Origin of the sequence: Streptomyces sp. P9(2023) (assembly GCF_032436795.1) — a bacterium.
Classification (GTDB): domain Bacteria; phylum Actinomycetota; class Actinomycetes; order Streptomycetales; family Streptomycetaceae; genus Streptomyces.
This window is the reverse complement of sequence record NZ_JAUPWM010000001.1, coordinates 235,246-253,948: the sequence shown is the minus strand read 5'-3', so window position 1 is coordinate 253,948 and position 18,703 is coordinate 235,246. Positions and strand designations below refer to the sequence as shown.

Genomic DNA, 18,703 nt, shown 5'->3' with positions numbered 1-18,703 from the left:
CCGGCACGTCACATGGCTCTGCCCCGCCGCACGGTCGAGGACCGTGCGGCAGGGCAGAGCCGGTGTGTTTCTCGTAGCCGGTGCTACGCCCTGCCGGTCGGCAGCGCCGGGGCCCTGGCCCCGGCCCGATCGGCATCGGTGGCCGGGGACGTGATCGTGGCCCGCAGCCGCTCCCCGGACCGGGCGGTCGGCGGCCGGTCCGACGGCGCGGGGCGACCCAGCGCCTTGACGGTCCAGCCGGCGGCCCGCCACTCGTCGTGCGGGAGCGCGTTGCGCCCGTCGATGAGGACCGGCTCGCGGACCACGCGAGCCAGCTTGACCGGGTCCACCTCGCGGTACTGGCCCCACTCGGTGAGGTGGAGGACGATCTCCGCGCCCTGGCAGGCGGTCAGCAGGTCCGCGCCGCAAGCCAGCTCCGGGTGGGCGACCCGCGCGTTCGCCGAGCCCTCCGGATCGTGCACCCGGACGTCGGCGCCCTGCCGGTGCAGCGCCGTCGCGACGGCCAGGGCCGGCGAGTCGCGCACATCGTCGCTGTTCGGCTTGAAGGTGGCGCCCAGGACGGTCACCCGGCGGCCGGTCAGGTCGCCGCCGACCAGCTGACGGGCGAGCGCGACGGTCCGGGTGCGCTGACGTCTGTTGATCTCGTCGACCTGGTCGAGGAACGCCACCGCCGGACCGACACCCAGCTCCTGTGCCCGGGCGGTGAACGCCCGGATGTCCTTGGGTAGGCAGCCGCCGCCGAAGCCCAGACCGGCGTTCAGGAACCGGCGGCCGATCCGGGTGTCGTGGCCGAGGGCGTCGGCCAGGGTGACCACGTCCGCGCCCGCGGCGTCACAGACCTCGGCCATCGCGTTGATGAAGGAGATCTTGGTCGCGAGGAAGGAGTTGGCCGCGACCTTCACCAGCTCCGCCGTGTTCGGGTCGGTGCTGATGTACGGGACCCCCGCCGCCAGCATCGGGGCGTACACCCGGCGCAGCGTCTCGTCGGCCTCCCGGCTGGTCACGCCCGCGACGAGCCGGTCCGGTCGCAGCGTGTCGTCGACGGCGAAGCCCTCGCGCAGGAACTCGGGGTTCCACGCCACCTCCGCTCGTACCCCCGCCGGCGCGAGACTCGCGATGCGGGAGGTCAGGCGGGCGGTCGTGCCCACCGGGACGGTGGACTTGCCGACCACCAGACACGAGGCGGGCAGGTGCGGCACGAGCCCGTCGACCACGGCGTCCACGTACCGCAGGTCGGCCGCCTGGGAGCCGGCCTGTTGCGGGGTGCCCACGCAGATGAAATGGACCTCGCCGTGCAGCGCCGCCTCGCGCAGGCTGGTGGTGAAGCGCAGGCGTCCCGAGGCGAGCGCCCGGGTCAGGACGTCGTCGAGATCCGGCTCGTAGAAGGGGGGTCGGCCTTCGGCGAGGGCCGTGATCTTCTCGGTGTCGACGTCGACACCGAGGACGTCGTGTCCGATGTCGGCCATGCACGCGGCGTGCACGGCTCCGAGATATCCCGTACCGATGACGGTCAACCGCATGTGCTGCTCTCCTGTCTGGGGCGCGGAGGTGGGGCCGGAGGGGAAGGGGGGCGAACGGGACGGGTCAGGGGGCGTAGCCGTACGGGTTCTGCTGCTGGAAGTTCCACGCGTCGCGGCACATCGCGGCCAGGTCGCGCCGCGCGCTCCAGCCCCAGGCCCCGGCCACCTTCGCCGGATCGGCGACGAGTTCCGCGACATCGCCGGGGCGACGCTCGGTGACCCGATGCGGGATCGGCCGCCCCGAGGCCTCCTCGAAGGCGCGCACGAGCTCAAGGACGGACGCGCCGCGCCCGGTACCGAGGTTGAAGACGCGCATGCCGGGCTCGTCGTCGATGTGTTCGAGGGCCGCGCGGTGCCCCTCGGCGACGTCGACGACGTGGATGTAGTCGCGCACCCCCGTGCCGTCGGGCGTCGGGTAGTCGTCGCCGAAGACGCTGAGTTCGTCGCGGCGGCCCACGGCGATCTGGGTGAGGAGCGGCATGATGTTGTTCGGCACGCCGCGCGGGTCCTCGCCGAGCAGCCCGGTGGGGTGGGCGCCGGCCGGGTTGAAGTACCGCAGCGCCAGCACCCGTAGGTCGGGCAGGTGCCGGCACAGGTCCGCGAGGATCTGCTCGCAGGTCCACTTGGTGGTGGCGTACGGGTTCGTCGGCGCGGCCGGGGACTCCTCGGTCAGCGGGACGGTCGTCGTGTCGCCGTAGATCGAGCAGGACGAGGAGAACACCAGCCGACGCACCCCGTGGTCGTGCATCGCCGAGACCAGGGCCGTGGTGCCGCCGATGTTGATGTCGTAGTACACGAGCGGGATGCGCACCGACTCGCCGACGGCCTTCTTCGCGGCGAAGTGGATCACCGCGTCGATCGGGTGGCTCGTGAACACGGCGTCCAGGGACCGCCGGTCGCGGACGTCCGCGACGTGCGACGCGGCGATCGGCCGGCCCGCGATCTTCTCGACGCGTTCGAGGGCCTCGGGGGAGCTGTTGGAGTGGTCGTCGAGCACGACGACCTCGTGGCCGGAGCGGAGGAGCTCGACACAGGTGTGGCTGCCGATGAAACCGGCGCCGCCGGTCACCAGGACCGTCTGGGGCACGGGGGACCTCATTTCTCGATCGGCCCGGGGGCCGTCACCAGGCGTAGAAGCCGGCGAGGTAGGTGGGGAAGACGCCGACGGCGAGCGCCAGCGGGATCAGGACGAGGAGCCCCGCGGTGAGCGGGACGGCGGCGGTGCGCAGAGCCCGGTGCCGCCGGACTCCGGCGGCGCGCGCCGTCTCCCCGATGTGCAGGGCGCAGACCGCGAGGGTCACCGCCGCGTACGAGAGGGCGCCGAGGATGCAGAGGAACACGTAACCGAAGGCGGGACCGGTGAACTGGCCGACGACGGCCGTGCTCGACAGGAACAGGGTGATCAGCAGGTAGGGCGCCACGGCGCGCAGCGGCAGCGGTTCGAGGCCGTCGCGTTCCTTCGGCGTCACCTTGAAGGTGACCGGACGTGGCCGCAGCTTCTGCATCAGGGCCGCGCCCACGCCCCAGGCCACGTACGGCCAGCGGGCCAGGCCGAAGAGCCAGATCTCCCAGCTGACGACGGGCGAGTCCTTCGGGCGCAGCAGGCCGCGCCGGCGGCACAGCAGCGTGAGCAGCATCAGCCAGACGGACATCGTCCAGAAGCGGGCCAGGAACTCGAAGTAGTTGACGTTGATCCACGGAACACCGGTGAGCGCCGCGATCGGCGGCAGCATGATGCCGATCACCGTGGTCAGGGCGAGCAGCGGGTAGTACAGCAGCGCGCAGGCGAAGCGGAGCCGCAGCTTTCCGGGCATCCGGCTCAGGTGACGCGGCAGCATCCCGAAGAACATCACCGCCAGGCTGCGGGACCACTGGAACTCCTGGGTGATCATCGCGCCGAAGGTGATCGGACCGTCCCCGTGGGCCTCGGCGTCGATCGCGAACGCGCCCTGCCAGCCTGCCGAGTTGAGCAGGAACGACGTCGAGAAGTCCTCGGCGAGCTCCGGGCCGAGGCCGCCGATGTCCCGCAGCGCCTGGGTGCGGACGGCGTAGTGGGAGCCGATGCACAGCGGTGCGAGTCCGGCGGAGTAGCCGAGCTGTACGGGGCCGTGGAAGAGCGCCTCGCGCTGGAGGCGGCCGCGGGCCGCCCAGGACTGGTCGGCGTTGGCGTCGCAGATGCTGGGGGCGGCGACGTAGCCGATGGCCGGGTCGGCGAAGGGCCGGACGACCTCGGCGAGGTAGCGCGGGTGCGGCACGTGGTCGCAGTCGAGCTGGGCGACGACGTCGTAGTGCTCGTAGCCCCAGTGGTCGTAGAAGTAGGCGAGGTTGCCCTCCTTGCACCGGGTGCGCCGCGGCCAGTCGGCCCGGTGGTAGTCGGCGCGGCCACGTCGGCAGGAGACCCCGATGCCCTGGGCCCGGCACCAGTCGATGATCTCCTCGGTGGGGTCCTCGTCGCACAGCCAGACGTCGTAGACGTACGGGAAGTCCTGGTGGAGCATCGCCTCCAGGGTGGTGCGGGCGATGTCCCAGTGCTCGGACGGGGCGCGGGTGACGACGAACGCGGTGCGCAGCCCCGGCACCTCGACGGACGGGTTGAAGCGTCGCATCCGGATCAGCGCGACGAGGAAGTGCACCGGCAGATACGCCAGGTAGAGCAGCAGGGCGCTGTTGACCACCAGTCCGGTCCAGCCGATGCGGTGGGAGGGCTGGAGCCACCACACCCAGAACCAGACCAGGCAGGCCAACCAGCCCAGCGACAGCAGCATGACGAGGGCGCGGTTCGCGCGGGAGAACTCGCGCACGAAGCTGTCGGGGCGGGTCTCGAAGCGGTGCCGGGGCGTAGCCAGAACCGGGCCGTCCGGGCCGATGGAGGCCACCGCGCCGTGGGAGAGGGCCGTGATCTCGTGCCCCAACGCCTCCCATTCCTCCGGCGAGCCGGGTGCCGGAGTGGGGAGCGGGGGGTCCTGGACGGTGCCGGTCCCGAGGGTGGGACCTTGCTCCAACGACGTCATGGCAGCGGGTTCTCCAGGCAGTGCGACAGCGGGCCGAGGGCGTGCGGGGAGGTGCGGGGAGAGGGGAGGCGGGAGGTACGACGAGGGCCGCGGCCGGGCCGGCGGAGCGGCCGGCCGCGGCGTGGGGATCAGCCGCCCGAGGCGGACGGCCCGGCCGCGGCGGCGGACGCCACCTCGGCGGAGGCGGCCGACGGGCCGGGGATCGTCTGCGCCATGGTGGCCGCGTCCGTCACCGTGGCGAGCGGGACCGTCTCGCCCTGGCCGCCGCGGATCGCCGCGGCCGAAGCGGTCAGCCGGTCCGGGCGGGCGCCGAAGTACGCGACGGTCCGGCGCAGGCCCTCGGTGATGTCGATCTCCGGCTGCCAGCCCAGCACCTCGCGCGCTCGGGTGATCACCGGGCGGCGCCGGACCGGGTCGTCGACCGGCAGCGGGTGGTACTTCACCTCGGAGGTCGAGCCCGTCATCGCCAGCACGATCTCGGCGAGTTCGGAGACGGTGCGCTCGACCGGGTTGCCGAGGTTGAAGGGGCCCATCTCGGACGAGTCGAGGAGCGCGACGAGACCGCGGACCAGGTCGTCCACGAAGCAGAAGCTGCGGGTCTGCAGGCCGTCGCCGTAGATGGTGAGCGGTTCACCGGTCAGCGCCTGGGTGATGAAGCTGGACACCACACGGCCGTCGTGCGGCCGCATCCGCGGGCCGTAGGTGTTGAAGATCCGTGCGATGCCGACGTTGACGCGGTGCGTGCGGCGGTACGCGGCCGAAACCGCCTCCGCGTATCGTTTCGCCTCGTCGTAGACGCTCCGCGGGCCGATGGAGTTGACGTTGCCCCAGTACGCCTCCTCCTGAGGGTGGACCAGGGGATCGCCGTAGATCTCGCTCGTCGACGCGAGGATGAAGCGCGCGTCATGACGCAGGGCCAGGCGCAGCGCGTTCTCGGTGCCACGACTGCCGACCGCGAGGGTCTCCAGCGGCTGACGCAGGTAGTCGGGTGGGGAGGCGGGGGACGCCAGGTGGGCGACGGCGTCGATGTGGCCGGCGACCTCCACGGACACGCTCACGTCGGCGTGCTGGAAGTCGAAGGCCGGGTCGGACAGGAGGTGTGCGATGTTCGCGGGGTCGCCAGTCGAGAAATTGTCCAGGCACACCACCGAGTCGCCGCGCCGCAAGAGCGCTTCGCAGAGGTGTGACCCGAGGAAACCACCGCCACCGGTGACGGCAACGCGCATGTGTTTCTCCATGAATGAGAAGCGAATTGACCTCACGCCCCGCTCGCACGGACGGCCGAATTGCAGATGACCTGACGAGCCGACAAGCGGAGTGCTCTCGGAAAACGTAGGGCGATGATATCGGCGTATGAAGGCATTTTTGGGAAGGTGAAATTGGCTGTTGGGCTGTTCGGCGGCGGCCGCGCGGGGGGTGGACGGCGTCACCGCCCAGTGCGAGGTTGATCCCGCATTCGAACGGCGTAATTCGTCAGGGTCACGCGCAGGTGTGAGTCGCGCCGCGTATGCCTGATCGGAATCAGGGCACCCGAGCGGGGCTGTCCGAACCTGGTTGCCCGTATCGGGTTACCCGAGCCGCCCCAGGTACGCGGCCCGTCCCGCGGGGAACTCCGCCAGGGTGCCGCCGCCCCAGTCGTGGTCGAAGTACGACTGGTACGCGACCTCGCCCCAGGAGAAGTACTCGACCATCCGATCGACGTAGTACGGGTCGTCCCCGCCGCCCGCGAACGCGTCCCCGCGGCGGTACAGGCCCCACTCGGAGCACACGTTGCGCTTCCCCCGCGCGCGGACGAAGGCCACATGGGCGTCGAGGCCCGACGCCTGCGACCGGATCCACGACCAGCGGTCGTCCGGGGACACCGTCGGGTCGCCCCACTTGAGGTCGTAGACGTTCATGCCCAGCCAGTCGACGTACGCGTCCCCCGGGTAGTAGTCGGTGAAGGTGCGCAGCCGTCGTCCGGGCTGCACCCCGAGGGAGCTCGACAGCTCGAACGTGAAGCACGACCCGGGTGTCGCGCGGAACACGCCGACGACATGCCGGAACAGAGCGGTGTAGCCCGCCGGGTCGTCCGTCGCCTGCCACGGGCCGATGGCCCGGTTGTTCGGCTCCCAGCCGAGCCGGACGATCGCGTCGCCGTGCCCGGACTCCACCAGCGCCCGCGCCGCCCTCCCGTACGCGGCGTCGAACTCGCCCGCCACCCCCCGCGCGAACGCTCCCTCACAACCCTCGACCAGCGGCGGAACCCCGTACACGAACGCCGATCCCGGACGTCCGTCCCGCCATGTGCGCCACGGATCGAGCTGGTACCGGCACATCGCCGCCGGATCGAACTCCGCCCAACTCTTGTGCGGCAGGTAGTCGTTGCCGATCTCGACAGGCCGGCCCAGGAGCTCCTCGTGCCGCACGGTCGCGGCGACGGCCCCGGCGCCGAACCCCTTGTACACGCCCAGCAGGGCGCAGGCGGATCCGTCGACGACACACCTCCCCGGGCGGGGCACGGACTACCCTCACTCCCCACCAGGATCCCCGAGCCCCTCACCCCACGCGGGCACCCCCGCAGCGCGTGTCGCACCCGGTCCGCAACGAGCGCCGCGCTGTCGGCAGGCCGCGGCCCGCGACGACTGAATGCGGCGTGGACGGCGCGAGAACCCCGGCCACTGTCGCTACTGTGACGTCGATGTCGGAGTCCCCGAACACCGGTTCCTCGGCGGAGCCCGCTCCAGCGCCGGTCGCGGAGCACCAGGTACCCCCACACGTCCTGCGCGCGGTGCCGCTCGCCGTCGTCGAAGGCGCCCGCGTCGTGTGGTGGGCCGCGTACTGCCTCGCCCGCTGGGCAATGACCCGCCTCGTGCGCCGCGACGACCATTCCCACGAGCACACCGCGGCCTTGCTGCGCCGCTGCATGCTGGGCCTGGGGCCCTTGTACATGAAGGTCGGTCAGGTCCTGGGCACCCAGACGGGTCTGCTGTCCCCCGAGGCCACGGCGGAGTTCCGCTCCTTCTTCAGCGAACTCCCTGCCATGAACGAGCGGGACCTGCGCCGCACCCTCGCCCGTGGCCTTCCCCTGCCCGTGGAGGAGGCGTTCAGGTCGTTCGACTGGGAGCCGGTCGCGGTCGGTTCCGTCGCCCAGGTACACCGGGCGGTCCTCCACGACGGTGGCGAGGTCGCGGTGAAGGTGGTCAAGGCGGGGGTGCGGGAACGACTGCATGTGAGCGCGTGGACCCTGGGGAAGTTGCTGGCCACCGTGCACGCACTGGTCCCACCGCTGCGCCGGTACGACCTCCCGGCACACTTCGCCGAGCTTCGGCCGCTGCTGGCGGGCCAGGGCGACATGCGCCGGGAAGCGCTGAGGCAGCAGGAGGTCGCCACGAATTTCCGCCTGCATCCGTTCGTGCGCGTGCCGACGACGTACGACCGACTGTGCGGGAACGACATCCTCGTCATGGAGTACGTGCACGGCATCCGGGGCCAGGAGCCCGACCTCACGGGGCACCCCCGTCCATCGCTCGCCCGCCGGATGCAGGACGCCTTCTACACCATGGTGTTCTTCCACGGGCTCTTCCACGTCGATCCGCACCCGGGAAACGTGCTGTTCGGCCCCGACGGTCAGATCGTCATGCTCGATTTCGGTCTCGTCGGACACCTCACCCCGGACGACAGGTGGAACCTCGGCTCGTTCTACTACGCCTGCATGAGGGGGCAGTGGGCCGTCGCCGTCCAGCGTTTCGTCCGCACCTTCGTGGCGAACCCCGAGGAGCTCCCGGCCCATCGCAAGCCCTACGAGGACGAACTCGCGGCCATCCTGCGCAGGCACTTCGAGGGACGGACGTCCCGATGGTCCACCATGGCGTTCTTCGACGAGGCCACCCGGCTCGGCGCCACCTGCGGAGCCCGCGCCTCGACACGGTTCTCGCTCCTCGCCCTGTCCCTGCTGACCGGGGAGGGGTTCGTGTCGCAGACCGATCCCGACATCGACCTGCCTCGCAACGCACGGCGGTTCACCGACATGTGCTCCCCGTACCTGAGCGAGGACCTGCGGGAGAAGTTCGAGCGCGACATCGGGCGGGTCACGCCCCGGTCCATGGCCGCCAGACGTGGCGCCGCACGCCATCTGGTCGCCCCCACCCACCTCGACCGCTACGTCTTGCCGAGCGCGTTCCCCCTGGTCGTGGCGCGCGCCGAGGGAGCCCGGCTGCATGACCTCGACGGGAACACGTACATCGATCTGTCGTCCGGATACGGCCCCCACATGCTCGGCTATGCGCACCCCGTCGTCGTCCGGGCCGTTCAGGACGCCGTGAGCCGGGGCGCCGTCAATGCCCTGGCCAACCCGGCGGAACTGCGCCTCGCGGAAGCGATCTCGCAGGCCTTCGCACCCGGGAGCAAGGTCGTCTTCGGGAACTCGGGCACGGAGGCCGTCCAGATGGCCCTGCGCATGGCCCGTGCCTACACGGGCCGGCAGGGGGTCGCCAAATTCGAGGGCCACTACCACGGTTTCTCCGACCAGGGTCTCGTGAGCTCGCTCTTCCGCCACAGCGGAGACGCACACCACCCCCGTCCGGTCGCCAACTCGGCCGGCATGCACCGCATGGTCGTGGACGACACGCTGGTGCTCCAGTACGGCGAGTCGGCATCACTGGAACGGATCTCCGCCCATGCCCGGAGCTTGGCCTGCGTGATCCTCGAACCCATGCCTTCGGCGCTCGGCACGCTCGACCGGGCGTTCCTCGAACAACTCCGGGACGTCTGCGCCCGGAAGGGCGTTCTGGTCGTCTACGACGAGGTCGTCACCGGCTTCCGGGTGCACTACGGCGGCGCGCAGCACCTCGTGGACGTGCGGCCCGACCTGACCTGCCTCGGCAAGATCATCGGAGGTGGTCTGCCGTGCGGCGCGGTGGCCGGTCGCGCCGGCGTGGTCGACATCGTCCGCACGAGCGAGGACCCGTTCACCGACCTGGAGCACAGGGCGTTCGTCGGTGGAACGATGAGCGGGAACTCCGTCACCGCCGCGGCCGGCGCCGCCGTGCTCGGACATCTGCGAGCGCACCCGGAGATCTACGCGGACCTGGACCGCAGGACGGACTGGCTGGCCGGCGACATGGCGGCCCAGGCGGCAGCCCTGGGCATTCCCTTCAGCGTCAGGGCCCTGCGGTCGATCTTCTCCATCACGTTCGACCGGACCGAGCCCCGGCTCATCCGCGACCGGCTGGCCGGCCCGAACTTCAAGGCCAACCTGGCCCTGTCGTACTACATGCGCAAGCACGGTGTCTACGTGCCCGAACTGCACACGATGCTGCTCAATGCGGCTCACACCGATGACGACGTCCAGCGGGTGTCCGAGGCGTTCGGACTGAGCCTCTCGGAGATGGCCGACGACGGTTTCTTCGTCGCATAGCCGCCCGCCGGCCGCCGTAGGCTCAGAGCCGGATGAGGGCCAGGCCCGCGCTGAAGCCACTGGCCATCCCGATGAGCGCCACCTGGTCACCGGGCTCGACGCGGTCGGCCTCCCGGGCGCGGACCAGCTGGAGCGGCAGGGACGCCGAGGCCGTGTTGCCGTGGTCGACCACGGCCGGCAGACAGCGGTCGGCGGGCAGGTCGAGGCCGTCACACATCTCGTCGTAGTGCCTCCGGCTGATCTGGTGGAAGGCGATGAAGGCGCTGCGCCGGACGGACTCCAGCTCGCTGCGGGCATGTTCCAGAGCCATCGGGGCCAGATCGAGGACGGTGTCGCGCAGGAAGTCGCCGTTGAGCCGGACATAGGTCGGTTCGTCGTCGACCGGCCGGTAGTGGAGGGATCCGCCGCTCTCCACGGTGCAGGCGTTCCAGGCGGCCGAATGGGCCCCGAAGACCGTGGTGATCAGGCCGGGATCGTTCTCCCCGGCCGGCCCGGCCGTGAGCAGCAGTGCGGCGCCCGCGTCGGAGAGCGTGTATCCCGGCAGGGCGCGAATAAAGGTGTCCTCGTCCGGCAGATGCCAGCGGGTCGCCATGGTGGGGGTCTCGCCGCATGCGATGAGAACGGTGCGGTAGCGCCCGCACTCGATGAAAGCGCCGGCTACTTCCAAGGCGTTGAGCACACTGTTGCAGGCGTTCTTGACGTCGAACGCGGGGCAGCCGAGGCCGAGTTTCGCGGCCACGATGTGTGCTGTGGCCGGTTCGATCAGGTCCTGGCAGCAGGACGCGAACAGCAGCAGATCCACATCAGCGGTGCCGGCCCCGGCCTCCGCCATCGCCTTCCGCGCGGCGGCGACGGCGAGGTCCGACGCCTGCTCTCCGGGCTCCCGCACATGGACGCCGCGGATTCCGGTGAGGTCCTCCAGGACCCGGTGCGGCGGGACGAAAGGGCTACGGCGCTCCAGTTCGGCGCGGGTCTGTTCCATGGTCCGGTATCCGTGCGGAAGCCAGACCGCGATACCGGACAGGCGGGCACGTGAACGAGACGACATTGCGCCACAGTAGCGCGATCCGTTCATTTCGCGGTCCCGCCCGCGAGGTAACCGCGCCATCAATCCCAAAAGGACGAGATTCGGAGGAATCCCATTCGGCGTGTACACCGACTCCATCAGCTCGGTGCATCGTAGGTTGCGAACCGTGGGACGTGATCCGAGGGGTTTTCGTCACCCACCATTTTCCTTTGTGGAGGCACCGTGCGCATGGGACGGATCCGGGCCGGTGAACGTGACGCAGCCGTGGCCATCGTGGGTGTCGGCTGCCGGCTCCCCGGCGGAATCAATGACCTGTCGGGGCTCTGGACGGCGCTGGAAGAAGGCCGGGAACTGATCGGTGAGGTGCCCGCGGACCGGTTCGACATCAGCCGTTTCGTCGACCGGAATTACCCGCGATCCGGAAAGTCGTACACGGCGGCCGGTGGGTTCCTTCCCGACATCGCCGGATTCGACGCGGCGTATTTCGGAATCTCTCCCCGGGAGGCCGCCCGGATGGATCCACAGCACCGCATGGTGCTCGAGATGGCGGTGGAGGCCCTCGATGACGCCGCGATGCCCGCCTCGTCGCTGGCCGGCTCCGACACAGGGGTGTTCATCGGAATCTCCGACCACTCCTACGGGGTTCTGCAGCTCTGCATGACCGAGAGCGTGGATCCCTACACCATGATCGGTGGCGCACCCTCCATCGCGGCGAACCGCCTGTCGCATTTCCTCAATCTGCGTGGCCCCAGCATGGCCATCGACACCGCCTGCTCCTCGTCACTGGTCGCACTCGACCGGGCATGCCGTTTCCTGCGTGAGGGCCACGGCCGCACCGCCCTCGCGGGCGGTGTGAACGTGCTGCTCGGACCTCAGGGGTTCATCGGCTTCTCGCAGGCCGGAATGCTGTCCCGGCGGGGACGCTGTTCGGCGTTCTCCGCCGAGGCAGACGGCTTCGTCCGGGCCGAGGGCGGGGGAGTCGTCGTGCTCAAGCGACTGGCCGACGCGCTGGCCGACGAGGACCGCGTCCACGCCGTGATCGCCGCCTCCGGGGCGAACTGCGACGGCCATACGCAGGGGCTGGCGCTGCCGAGCGCGGAGGCCCAGGAGCAACTGCTCCGTGCCGTCTACGCAGATGCCGGCGTCGACCCCGACGACCTCGTGTACTTCGAGGCGCACGGCACCGGTACGCCGGTCGGTGACCCCGTCGAGGCCGCCGCCATCGGCCGCGCACTCGGACGACGGCGCCGCGGCGGTCCGCTGCCGATGGGCTCGGTCAAATCCAACCTCGGGCACCTGGAGCCGGCCTCCGGAATGGCCGGGCTCTTCAAGGCGTTGCTCGTCCTGCGCCACGGACGGATCCCCACGTCCCTCCACGCCGAACCACTCAATCCGGACATCGACTTCGCCGGCCTCGGGCTCGCCCCCGTCGTCGAACCGTGCGGCGTCACCCTGACCGAGGCCTCCGTCGTGGGCGTCAACTCCTTCGGCTTCGGCGGCGCCAACGCCCACGTCGTCGTCACCCCCGCGACCACCGCCGACGCGCCCCGCCGCCACGAGGGCTCCCGCGGCGGCGGGGACCGTCCGCTGCCCGTCCTCGTGTCGGCCCGGTCGGCGGGCGCGCTGCGGGACTTGGCGAAGCAGGTCGCGGAGCAGCTGGACACCGTCACCGGGCCGGACGAGTTCTACGACATCGCCCGCACCAGCTGCGTGCGGCGCACCGCCCACCCGCACCGGGCCGTCGTCATCGCGGGCTCGGCCCCGGAGGCCGCCGGGCGGCTGCGACAGCTCCTCCCCGCCGAGGGCACCTCCCCGTCCACACGACGGCCCCCCGGCGTCGTCGGCACTGCCGGCAGCCGGGACACCGTGGCGTTCGTCTTCTCCGGCAACGGCTCGCAGTGGCCGGGCATGGCCGCCGATCTCATGGCCCGCGAGCCGGTCTTCAAAGCAGCCGTCGACGACGTGGACTCGGCCCTCCTCCCGCACCTGGGATGGTCAGCCGCGGAACGACTCTCCGGCCAGATGCACTGGGACAGCACCGACGTCGCCCAGCCCCTGTTGTTCGCGCTCCAGGTCGGTCTGGTCGCGCTGCTCGCGGACCGAGGAGTTCACCCCTCCCTGGTCATCGGGCACAGCGTGGGCGAGGTGGCCGCCGCGCACGCCGCGGGAGCGCTCGACCTGCCGTCCGCCGCACGTGTCATCGCCGAACGCAGCCGAGCTCAGGTGGGCACCGCCGGCAGCGGCCGGATGGCCGCCGCGGGCATGGGCGAAGAACAGGCCCGCGAGATCATCGCCCCGTACGGGGCAGCCCTGGAGATCGCGGGGGTGAACAGCGCGACGGACGTCACGGTCGCGGGAGACCCGGACGCGCTCGGGGCGCTCGGCGAGGAGCTCGCAGCCCGTCAGATCTTCTTCCGCGACCTCGGACTCGACCACGCTTTCCACAGCCGGGCCATGGACCCGGTCCGCGGCCCCCTCGCACACGCACTCGCCGGCCTCACCCCCACCGTCACCCGCTTGCCCATGATCTCCACCGTCACGGGACGCCCCGTGCGGGGCGAGGAGCTGGCCGCGGGCTACTGGTGGCGCAACGTTCGCGAGCCCGTCCGCTTCGCCGACGCGGTGACCCGGGCGTGGGACGAGAGCGGCGTCGGCGTCGTCGTGGAAATCGGCCCACACCCGGTGCTGCGCCCCTACCTGTTGCGCCTGGCGAGCGATCCCGCGCTGCCCGTCCCCGTCACCTGTCTGCCCACGCTCCACCGCGAAGCCGACGGTGTCGCCGCGATGAGGGGCACGCTCGCCGGACTGCTCACCGCGGGCGCCCCGGTCGACTGGGCGCGTCACTTCCCCCACCCCGGCCGGCCCGCCACGCTGCCCGCGTACCCATGGCAGCGCGAGCGCCACTGGTGTGGCACGCCCGAGAAATGGGTGCTGAACTCCGGTGGCGACGGCCGGATCGACCACCCCCTGCTGGGCGAGCGGATCCCAGCCCCGCATCCCTTGTGGTCGAGCGAGGTCAACCCCGTCCTGGTTCCCTGGCTCGCCGACCACCGCCTCACCGGTACCGTCGTCATGCCCGCCACCGGCTACGTGGAAATGGCGCTGGCGGCGGGCCGGCGGGCCCTGGGCGGCCCGGCTCAGGTCGATCACGTACAGATCCACCGCCCCCTGACCGTGCCGTGGCCGGATCCCGAGTCCCTGCGCACCCACGTGGCCCTCACACCGGACGACGTACTGACGGTGACCAGCACCGACGCCCACACCACGGAACCGCGTGAGCACGTGCGCGCCCGGGTGCGGGCCCTGCTCGGCCAAGACCCGGCACGCCTCGACACCGCGGCGGTACGCACCCGGTGCCCGCGTACCCTCGACGCCTCCGACCACTACCGCACCTGCGAGAACGCCGGGCTCGGTTACGGGCCCGCGTTCCAGGTGCTGGGCGAACTACGGGTGGGCAACGGTGAGGTCCTGGCCACGTACTGCCTCCCGGACCCGGACACGGAAGGTTACGAGGCACACCCGGCCCTGCTGGACGGCGCGCTGCAGGCCGGGGCGCCCCTGCTGACCGAGCCGGCCGGCACGGCCACGGCGCACCTGCCCTACGCGCTCACATCCGTGCGGGTGTGGCGCGCCCCCTCGCCCACGGGCCTGGTCCACGTACGCGAACGGTCCCGCAGCGCCGCCGAGGTCTGCTGGGACATCACCGTCACCGACGACGACGGAGCCGTCGCCGTGGAGATCGAGGGCTGCCGCCTGCGCCGCCTCGCCATGGCCGGGACCACGCCGGTGCAGGTCCAGCACACCGTGCTGCGCGGCGCGCCTCGGCACGACAGCCCTCCGCCACCCCGTGACGCGCGCACGGCGTCCCGCATCGCGGAGGCGGCCGAAGAGCGGATCGCCGAGCTGCGCACCGCCTGGCGCGAGGCACGCTACGAGCACTTCGAGGCGCAGACCAAGGAGTGCCTCGCACACGTCTGGGCGGAGGTGCTGAGCGGATTCCTGCCAGACCCCCGCTCCGACTTCGACATGACGACGCTCACCGAGGCGGGGCTGCGCACCACCCACCGTCGGCTGGTGAAGCCCATGTTGTCGCTGACGGAGCGGTACGGCCTCGTGCGCCGGGTGGCGGAAGGGCGGTGGCGCCTGACGGCCGAAGCCTTCCGCGCCGCGGAACTTCTGCGCTGCCTTGCGCTCGACCATCCGGCATTCTCCGCGGAGACCGCCCTGTTCGCCCGACGCGCCCGGCACTTGGGGGCGGTCCTGCGTGGCGCCGAGGATCCCCTGGAGCTGCTGGCCACCGACGGCGCGGTCTACGAACAGTTCTACGACATCGCGCCGATCTGCCGTTTCCACAACCGCATCGCCCAGGCTCTGGTCGGGCGACTCCTCGAGGACTGGCCCGCCGGCCGGCCGCTGCGCGTGCTGGAGGTGGGCGCGGGCACGGGCGGCACCACGGCGGCCCTCCTGCCGCTGCTGCCTCCCCAGCTCACTCGCTATACGTACACCGACATCTCACCGACATTCCTCGCCCGCGCCGAGCACCGCTTCGCAGCCCATGACTTCCTCACCTACCGCACCCTCGACCTCAACGCCGACCCAGGCAGCCAGGACCTGGCGGAAGGCGAGTTCGACCTGGTGGTCGCCGCCAACACCCTGCATGCCACCAGCGACGTGGCCGCCTCACTGCGGCGCATTCGCACCCTCTTGGCGCCGGGTGGCCACCTGCTGGCCGTGGAGTCGCACGACACGGAGCTGCTGGGCTCTTTGTTCGGCACGCTGGAGAGCTTCTGGCGACGCAGTGACCAGAACCTCCGGCCACGGTCCATCCTGCTCGCACGCGAGCAGTGGCCCGGCCTGTTGGAGCAGTGCGGTTTCGCCGACGTGGTACAGAGCGGGGACGACCGCGAGCCCTGCAGGGAGCACTATTCGGTCCTGCTCGCGTCCGTTCCGTCCGACAGTCTCGCCCCACCGGCCGCACCGGCCGCAGCGCCCGCGCCGACCGAGGCCACCACCTGGATCGTGGCCGCGGAGAACGAGCACGAGAACGCGACGGCACAGGCGATCGCGGCACGGCTGCGCCGATCGGGAGCCGATGACCAGGGCACGGTCGGGACCGTCGCAGCCGACACGTCGTCCGAAAGCTGGGCCCGTTCGATGCCCGCCGACGCCGGGCGGGCGGTCGTCGTCCTCGTCTGTGCCGAGCCGGAGACCGATCCCGCGCGCCTGACGGCGCAGACCGCGTTCCGAGCCGGCCTCCTGCGTGCCCTGGCCATCGCCTGCCGGGACCTGCCGGACGGCGTGGACATCGGGCTGTCGGTGGTCACCCGCCCGAGCGGACTCTTCCCGGCACCGGAGACCCCGGCACACCCCGGAGACGCCGCCATGTGGGGCATGACCCGGTCCCTGGCCAATGAGCAGCCCCGGCTGACCATCCGCCGGATCAGCATGGAGCGGGGCGACGACCTGGACGCCGACGCTCACCGCCTGGCCGGCGAACTCCTCGCACCCGACGACGAGGACGAGATCGTCCTGACCCGTCATGGCCGCTACGTACCCCGGGAGACGAACGAGGCACCGGATCCCGACCCCCTCACCTCCCCCTGCGACGGGGAGTCGTTCGCACTGCGCGTCCAGGACCCCGGACTGCGGTACCGGCTCTGCTGGGAAGGGACCACGCTGCCACGCCCGGGCCCCGGGCACGTGGTCCTGGCCGTGCGCGCGGCCGGACTCAACTACCGGGACACGCTCGCGGCGAACGGGCTGCTGCCGCACGAGGTGGTCGAAGGCACCCCCACCGCCCAGGGCCTCGGCATGGAGTGCGCCGGCGTCGTCACCGAGGTGGGTCCGGGCGTGACCGGGTGGAAGGCCGGGGACCGCGTGTTCGGCCTCGCCGCCGCCGCCCTCGCCTCGCACGCCGTCACCTCCGCCGAAGCGCTCGGCCGCATTCCCGACGGCATGAGCTTCGCGGAGGCGGCGACCCTCCCGGTCGTCCATGCCACGGTCCACCACAGCCTGCACCGTCTTGCCCGCCTCACGCCGGGTGAGACGGTGCTCGTCCACGGCGGTGCGGGCGGTGTCGGTCTGGCCACCCTCCAATACGCCCGCGCGTGCGGTGCGCGGGTGATCGCCACGGCGGGCACCGATGCCAAACGGGACTGGCTCCGAACCCTCGACATCGAGCACGTCTTCGACTCGCGCAGCCTGGACTTCGCCCATGAAGTGCTCCAGGTCACCGGCGGCCTCGGTGTCGACGTCGTGGTGAACTCCGTCGCCGGAGCGGCCATCGCGCGCAGCCTGGACCTGCTCAAGCACGGTGGGCGCTTCATCGAGCTGGGTAAACGCGACATCTACGAGAACAAGCCGCTCGGCCTGCGTCCGTTCAGCCGCAACATCGCCTTCTTCAGCGTCGACCTGAACACCTTGCCGACCGGGCCCGAAGGCACGGACACCGTGTTCTCCGAGGTGACGGAACGGGTCGCGTCGGGTCGGTACGGACCGTTGCCGCACAGCGCGTACCCGGCGTCGAGGGTCGGCGAGGCCTTCCGGCTGCTGCAACACTCCCGTCACATCGGCAAGGTCGTCGTCACCTTCGACCCGCTCGACGAGCCCGTTCGCACGGTGCCCACCCCGGCCCCGCCCGTCCTGGACCCGAGTGGCACCTACCTCGTCACCGGCGGCCTGAGCGGCTTCGGCGCCGCGACGGCGAGCTGGCTGGCCGACCTCGGAGCCCGTCACCTGGCGCTGGCCGGACGCCGCGGCGACCGGTCGCCCGAGGCGGCCGGCGTCCTCAAGCGGCTTGCCGAACGGGGGGTCACATCGACCCCGTACGCGGTCGATGTCACGGACGAGGGCGCCGTGCGCCGACTGATCGAGCAGATCGACGGTACGGGCCACCGGCTGCGCGGTGTGGTGCACTGCGCGATGCACCTGGACGACGCGCTCCTGACCGACCTCACTCACGACCGCCTGCATGCCGTTCTGGCGCCCAAGATGACGGGCGGCGCGCTGCTCGACCTCCTCACCCGGGAGCGGGAACTGGACCTCTTCCTGGCCTACTCCTCCGTCTCGGCACGTATCGGCAACATCACCCAGGCGCCGTACGCCGCCGGCAACGCGTATCTGGAAGCACTCGCGCGACACCGGCGGGCCGGTGCGTTGCCCAGCGCCACCATCGCCTGGGGTGCCATCGGGGAGACGGGCTACGTGGCCCGGCACGGTATGGAGGAGGCCGTCAGCCGCGTCGGACTCGTACCGGTGTCGCCCCGGGAAGCCTTCGGCACCGCGGGACCGCTGCTCGGCGACGGAACCGTCACGACCGGCGTGGGCCGCTTCGACTGGACCCGCGCGCGCGTGCTGCTTCCCCTGCTCGACAGCCCCCGCTGGTCGCGGGTGGTGTCCGGCGCGGCAGACGGCGGTGAAGCGGATCAGGGCGACCTGCTGTCACAACTCGCGGGCCTGCCCGCGGAGGAGGCGGAGAGCAGGATCACCGACATGCTCGCGGCGCTCGTGGCGGAGGTCTTGCACATGGACGTCGACGAGCTCGATCCTCACCGGCGCCTGGAGGAATACGGCATGGACTCCCTGATGGGCGCCGAGCTCCTCGTCAGGCTCCGTCAACGCTTCGACCTGTCCGTCTCGCCCGCCGAACTGCTGGGCTCCGCCATGACACTGGCCGACGTCGCGCGGGTCGTCCACCAGCGACTGGCCCCCCAACTCGACGGCACGGAGCGGCGAGGGTGAGCGCCGC

The 18,703-nt window shown here is 71.4% G+C and carries 8 protein-coding genes; 2 read left to right on the top strand and 6 right to left on the bottom strand.

Annotated elements, in window-relative coordinates; genetic code table 11:
* Positions 1 to 83: 83 nt before the first annotated feature.
* The 5 genes from Q5762_RS01185 to Q5762_RS01165 form a co-directional block, all read right to left on the bottom strand.
* Positions 84 to 1,520: a UDP-glucose/GDP-mannose dehydrogenase family protein gene (locus Q5762_RS01185; protein ID WP_315889974.1), complete on the bottom strand. Its 1,437-nt coding sequence runs from the start codon at positions 1,518 to 1,520 to the stop codon at positions 84 to 86.
* 64 nt (positions 1,521 to 1,584) lie between these two features.
* Complete coding sequence (galE, locus tag Q5762_RS01180; protein WP_315889973.1) at positions 1,585 to 2,607, bottom strand: UDP-glucose 4-epimerase GalE; 1,023 nt, start codon at positions 2,605 to 2,607, stop codon at positions 1,585 to 1,587.
* Between the two features lie 34 nt (positions 2,608 to 2,641).
* Entirely contained in the window at positions 2,642 to 4,531 is a 1,890-nt protein-coding gene (locus Q5762_RS01175) for a glycosyltransferase family 2 protein (RefSeq protein ID WP_315889972.1), read from the bottom strand.
* 128 nt (positions 4,532 to 4,659) lie between these two features.
* A complete protein-coding gene (locus Q5762_RS01170) occupies positions 4,660 to 5,757 on the bottom strand; it encodes a UDP-glucuronic acid decarboxylase family protein (protein ID WP_315889971.1) in 1,098 nt (365 codons plus the stop codon).
* A gap of 342 nt (positions 5,758 to 6,099) precedes the next feature.
* Positions 6,100 to 7,032, bottom strand: coding sequence for a hypothetical protein (locus tag Q5762_RS01165; protein WP_315889970.1), 933 nt, complete (start codon positions 7,030 to 7,032; stop codon positions 6,100 to 6,102).
* 179 nt (positions 7,033 to 7,211) lie between these two features.
* On the opposite strand from Q5762_RS01165, the gene Q5762_RS01160 reads away from it, so the two are divergent.
* Positions 7,212 to 9,929, top strand: a complete 2,718-nt coding sequence (locus Q5762_RS01160) for an aminotransferase class III-fold pyridoxal phosphate-dependent enzyme (RefSeq protein WP_315889969.1) — start codon at positions 7,212 to 7,214, stop codon at positions 9,927 to 9,929.
* A 22-nt stretch (positions 9,930 to 9,951) separates the two neighbouring features.
* On the opposite strand, the gene Q5762_RS01155 is transcribed toward Q5762_RS01160, so the two are convergent.
* Positions 9,952 to 10,911 (bottom strand): 3-oxoacyl-[acyl-carrier-protein] synthase III C-terminal domain-containing protein, encoded by a 960-nt coding sequence (locus Q5762_RS01155; protein ID WP_315889968.1) that lies wholly within the window; start codon positions 10,909 to 10,911, stop codon positions 9,952 to 9,954.
* A gap of 273 nt (positions 10,912 to 11,184) precedes the next feature.
* Between Q5762_RS01155 and Q5762_RS01150 the strand changes: the two genes are divergently transcribed.
* Entirely contained in the window at positions 11,185 to 18,696 is a 7,512-nt protein-coding gene (locus Q5762_RS01150; protein WP_315889967.1) for an SDR family NAD(P)-dependent oxidoreductase, read from the top strand.
* Positions 18,697 to 18,703: the final 7 nt, after the last annotated feature.

What these genes read in the sequence shown, in the direction of transcription:
- Q5762_RS01175 (WP_315889972.1), bottom strand. Translation starts at nt 4,531, where the DNA reads ATGACGTCGTTGGAGCAAGGTCCCACCCTCGGGACCGGCACCGTCCAG.
- Q5762_RS01160 (WP_315889969.1), top strand. Translation starts at nt 7,212, where the DNA reads ATGTCGGAGTCCCCGAACACCGGTTCCTCGGCGGAGCCCGCTCCAGCG.
- Q5762_RS01150 (WP_315889967.1), top strand. Translation starts at nt 11,185, where the DNA reads ATGGGACGGATCCGGGCCGGTGAACGTGACGCAGCCGTGGCCATCGTG.
- Q5762_RS01170 (WP_315889971.1), bottom strand. Translation starts at nt 5,757, where the DNA reads ATGCGCGTTGCCGTCACCGGTGGCGGTGGTTTCCTCGGGTCACACCTC.
- Q5762_RS01185 (WP_315889974.1), bottom strand. Translation starts at nt 1,520, where the DNA reads ATGCGGTTGACCGTCATCGGTACGGGATATCTCGGAGCCGTGCACGCC.
- Q5762_RS01155 (WP_315889968.1), bottom strand. Translation starts at nt 10,911, where the DNA reads ATGGAACAGACCCGCGCCGAACTGGAGCGCCGTAGCCCTTTCGTCCCG.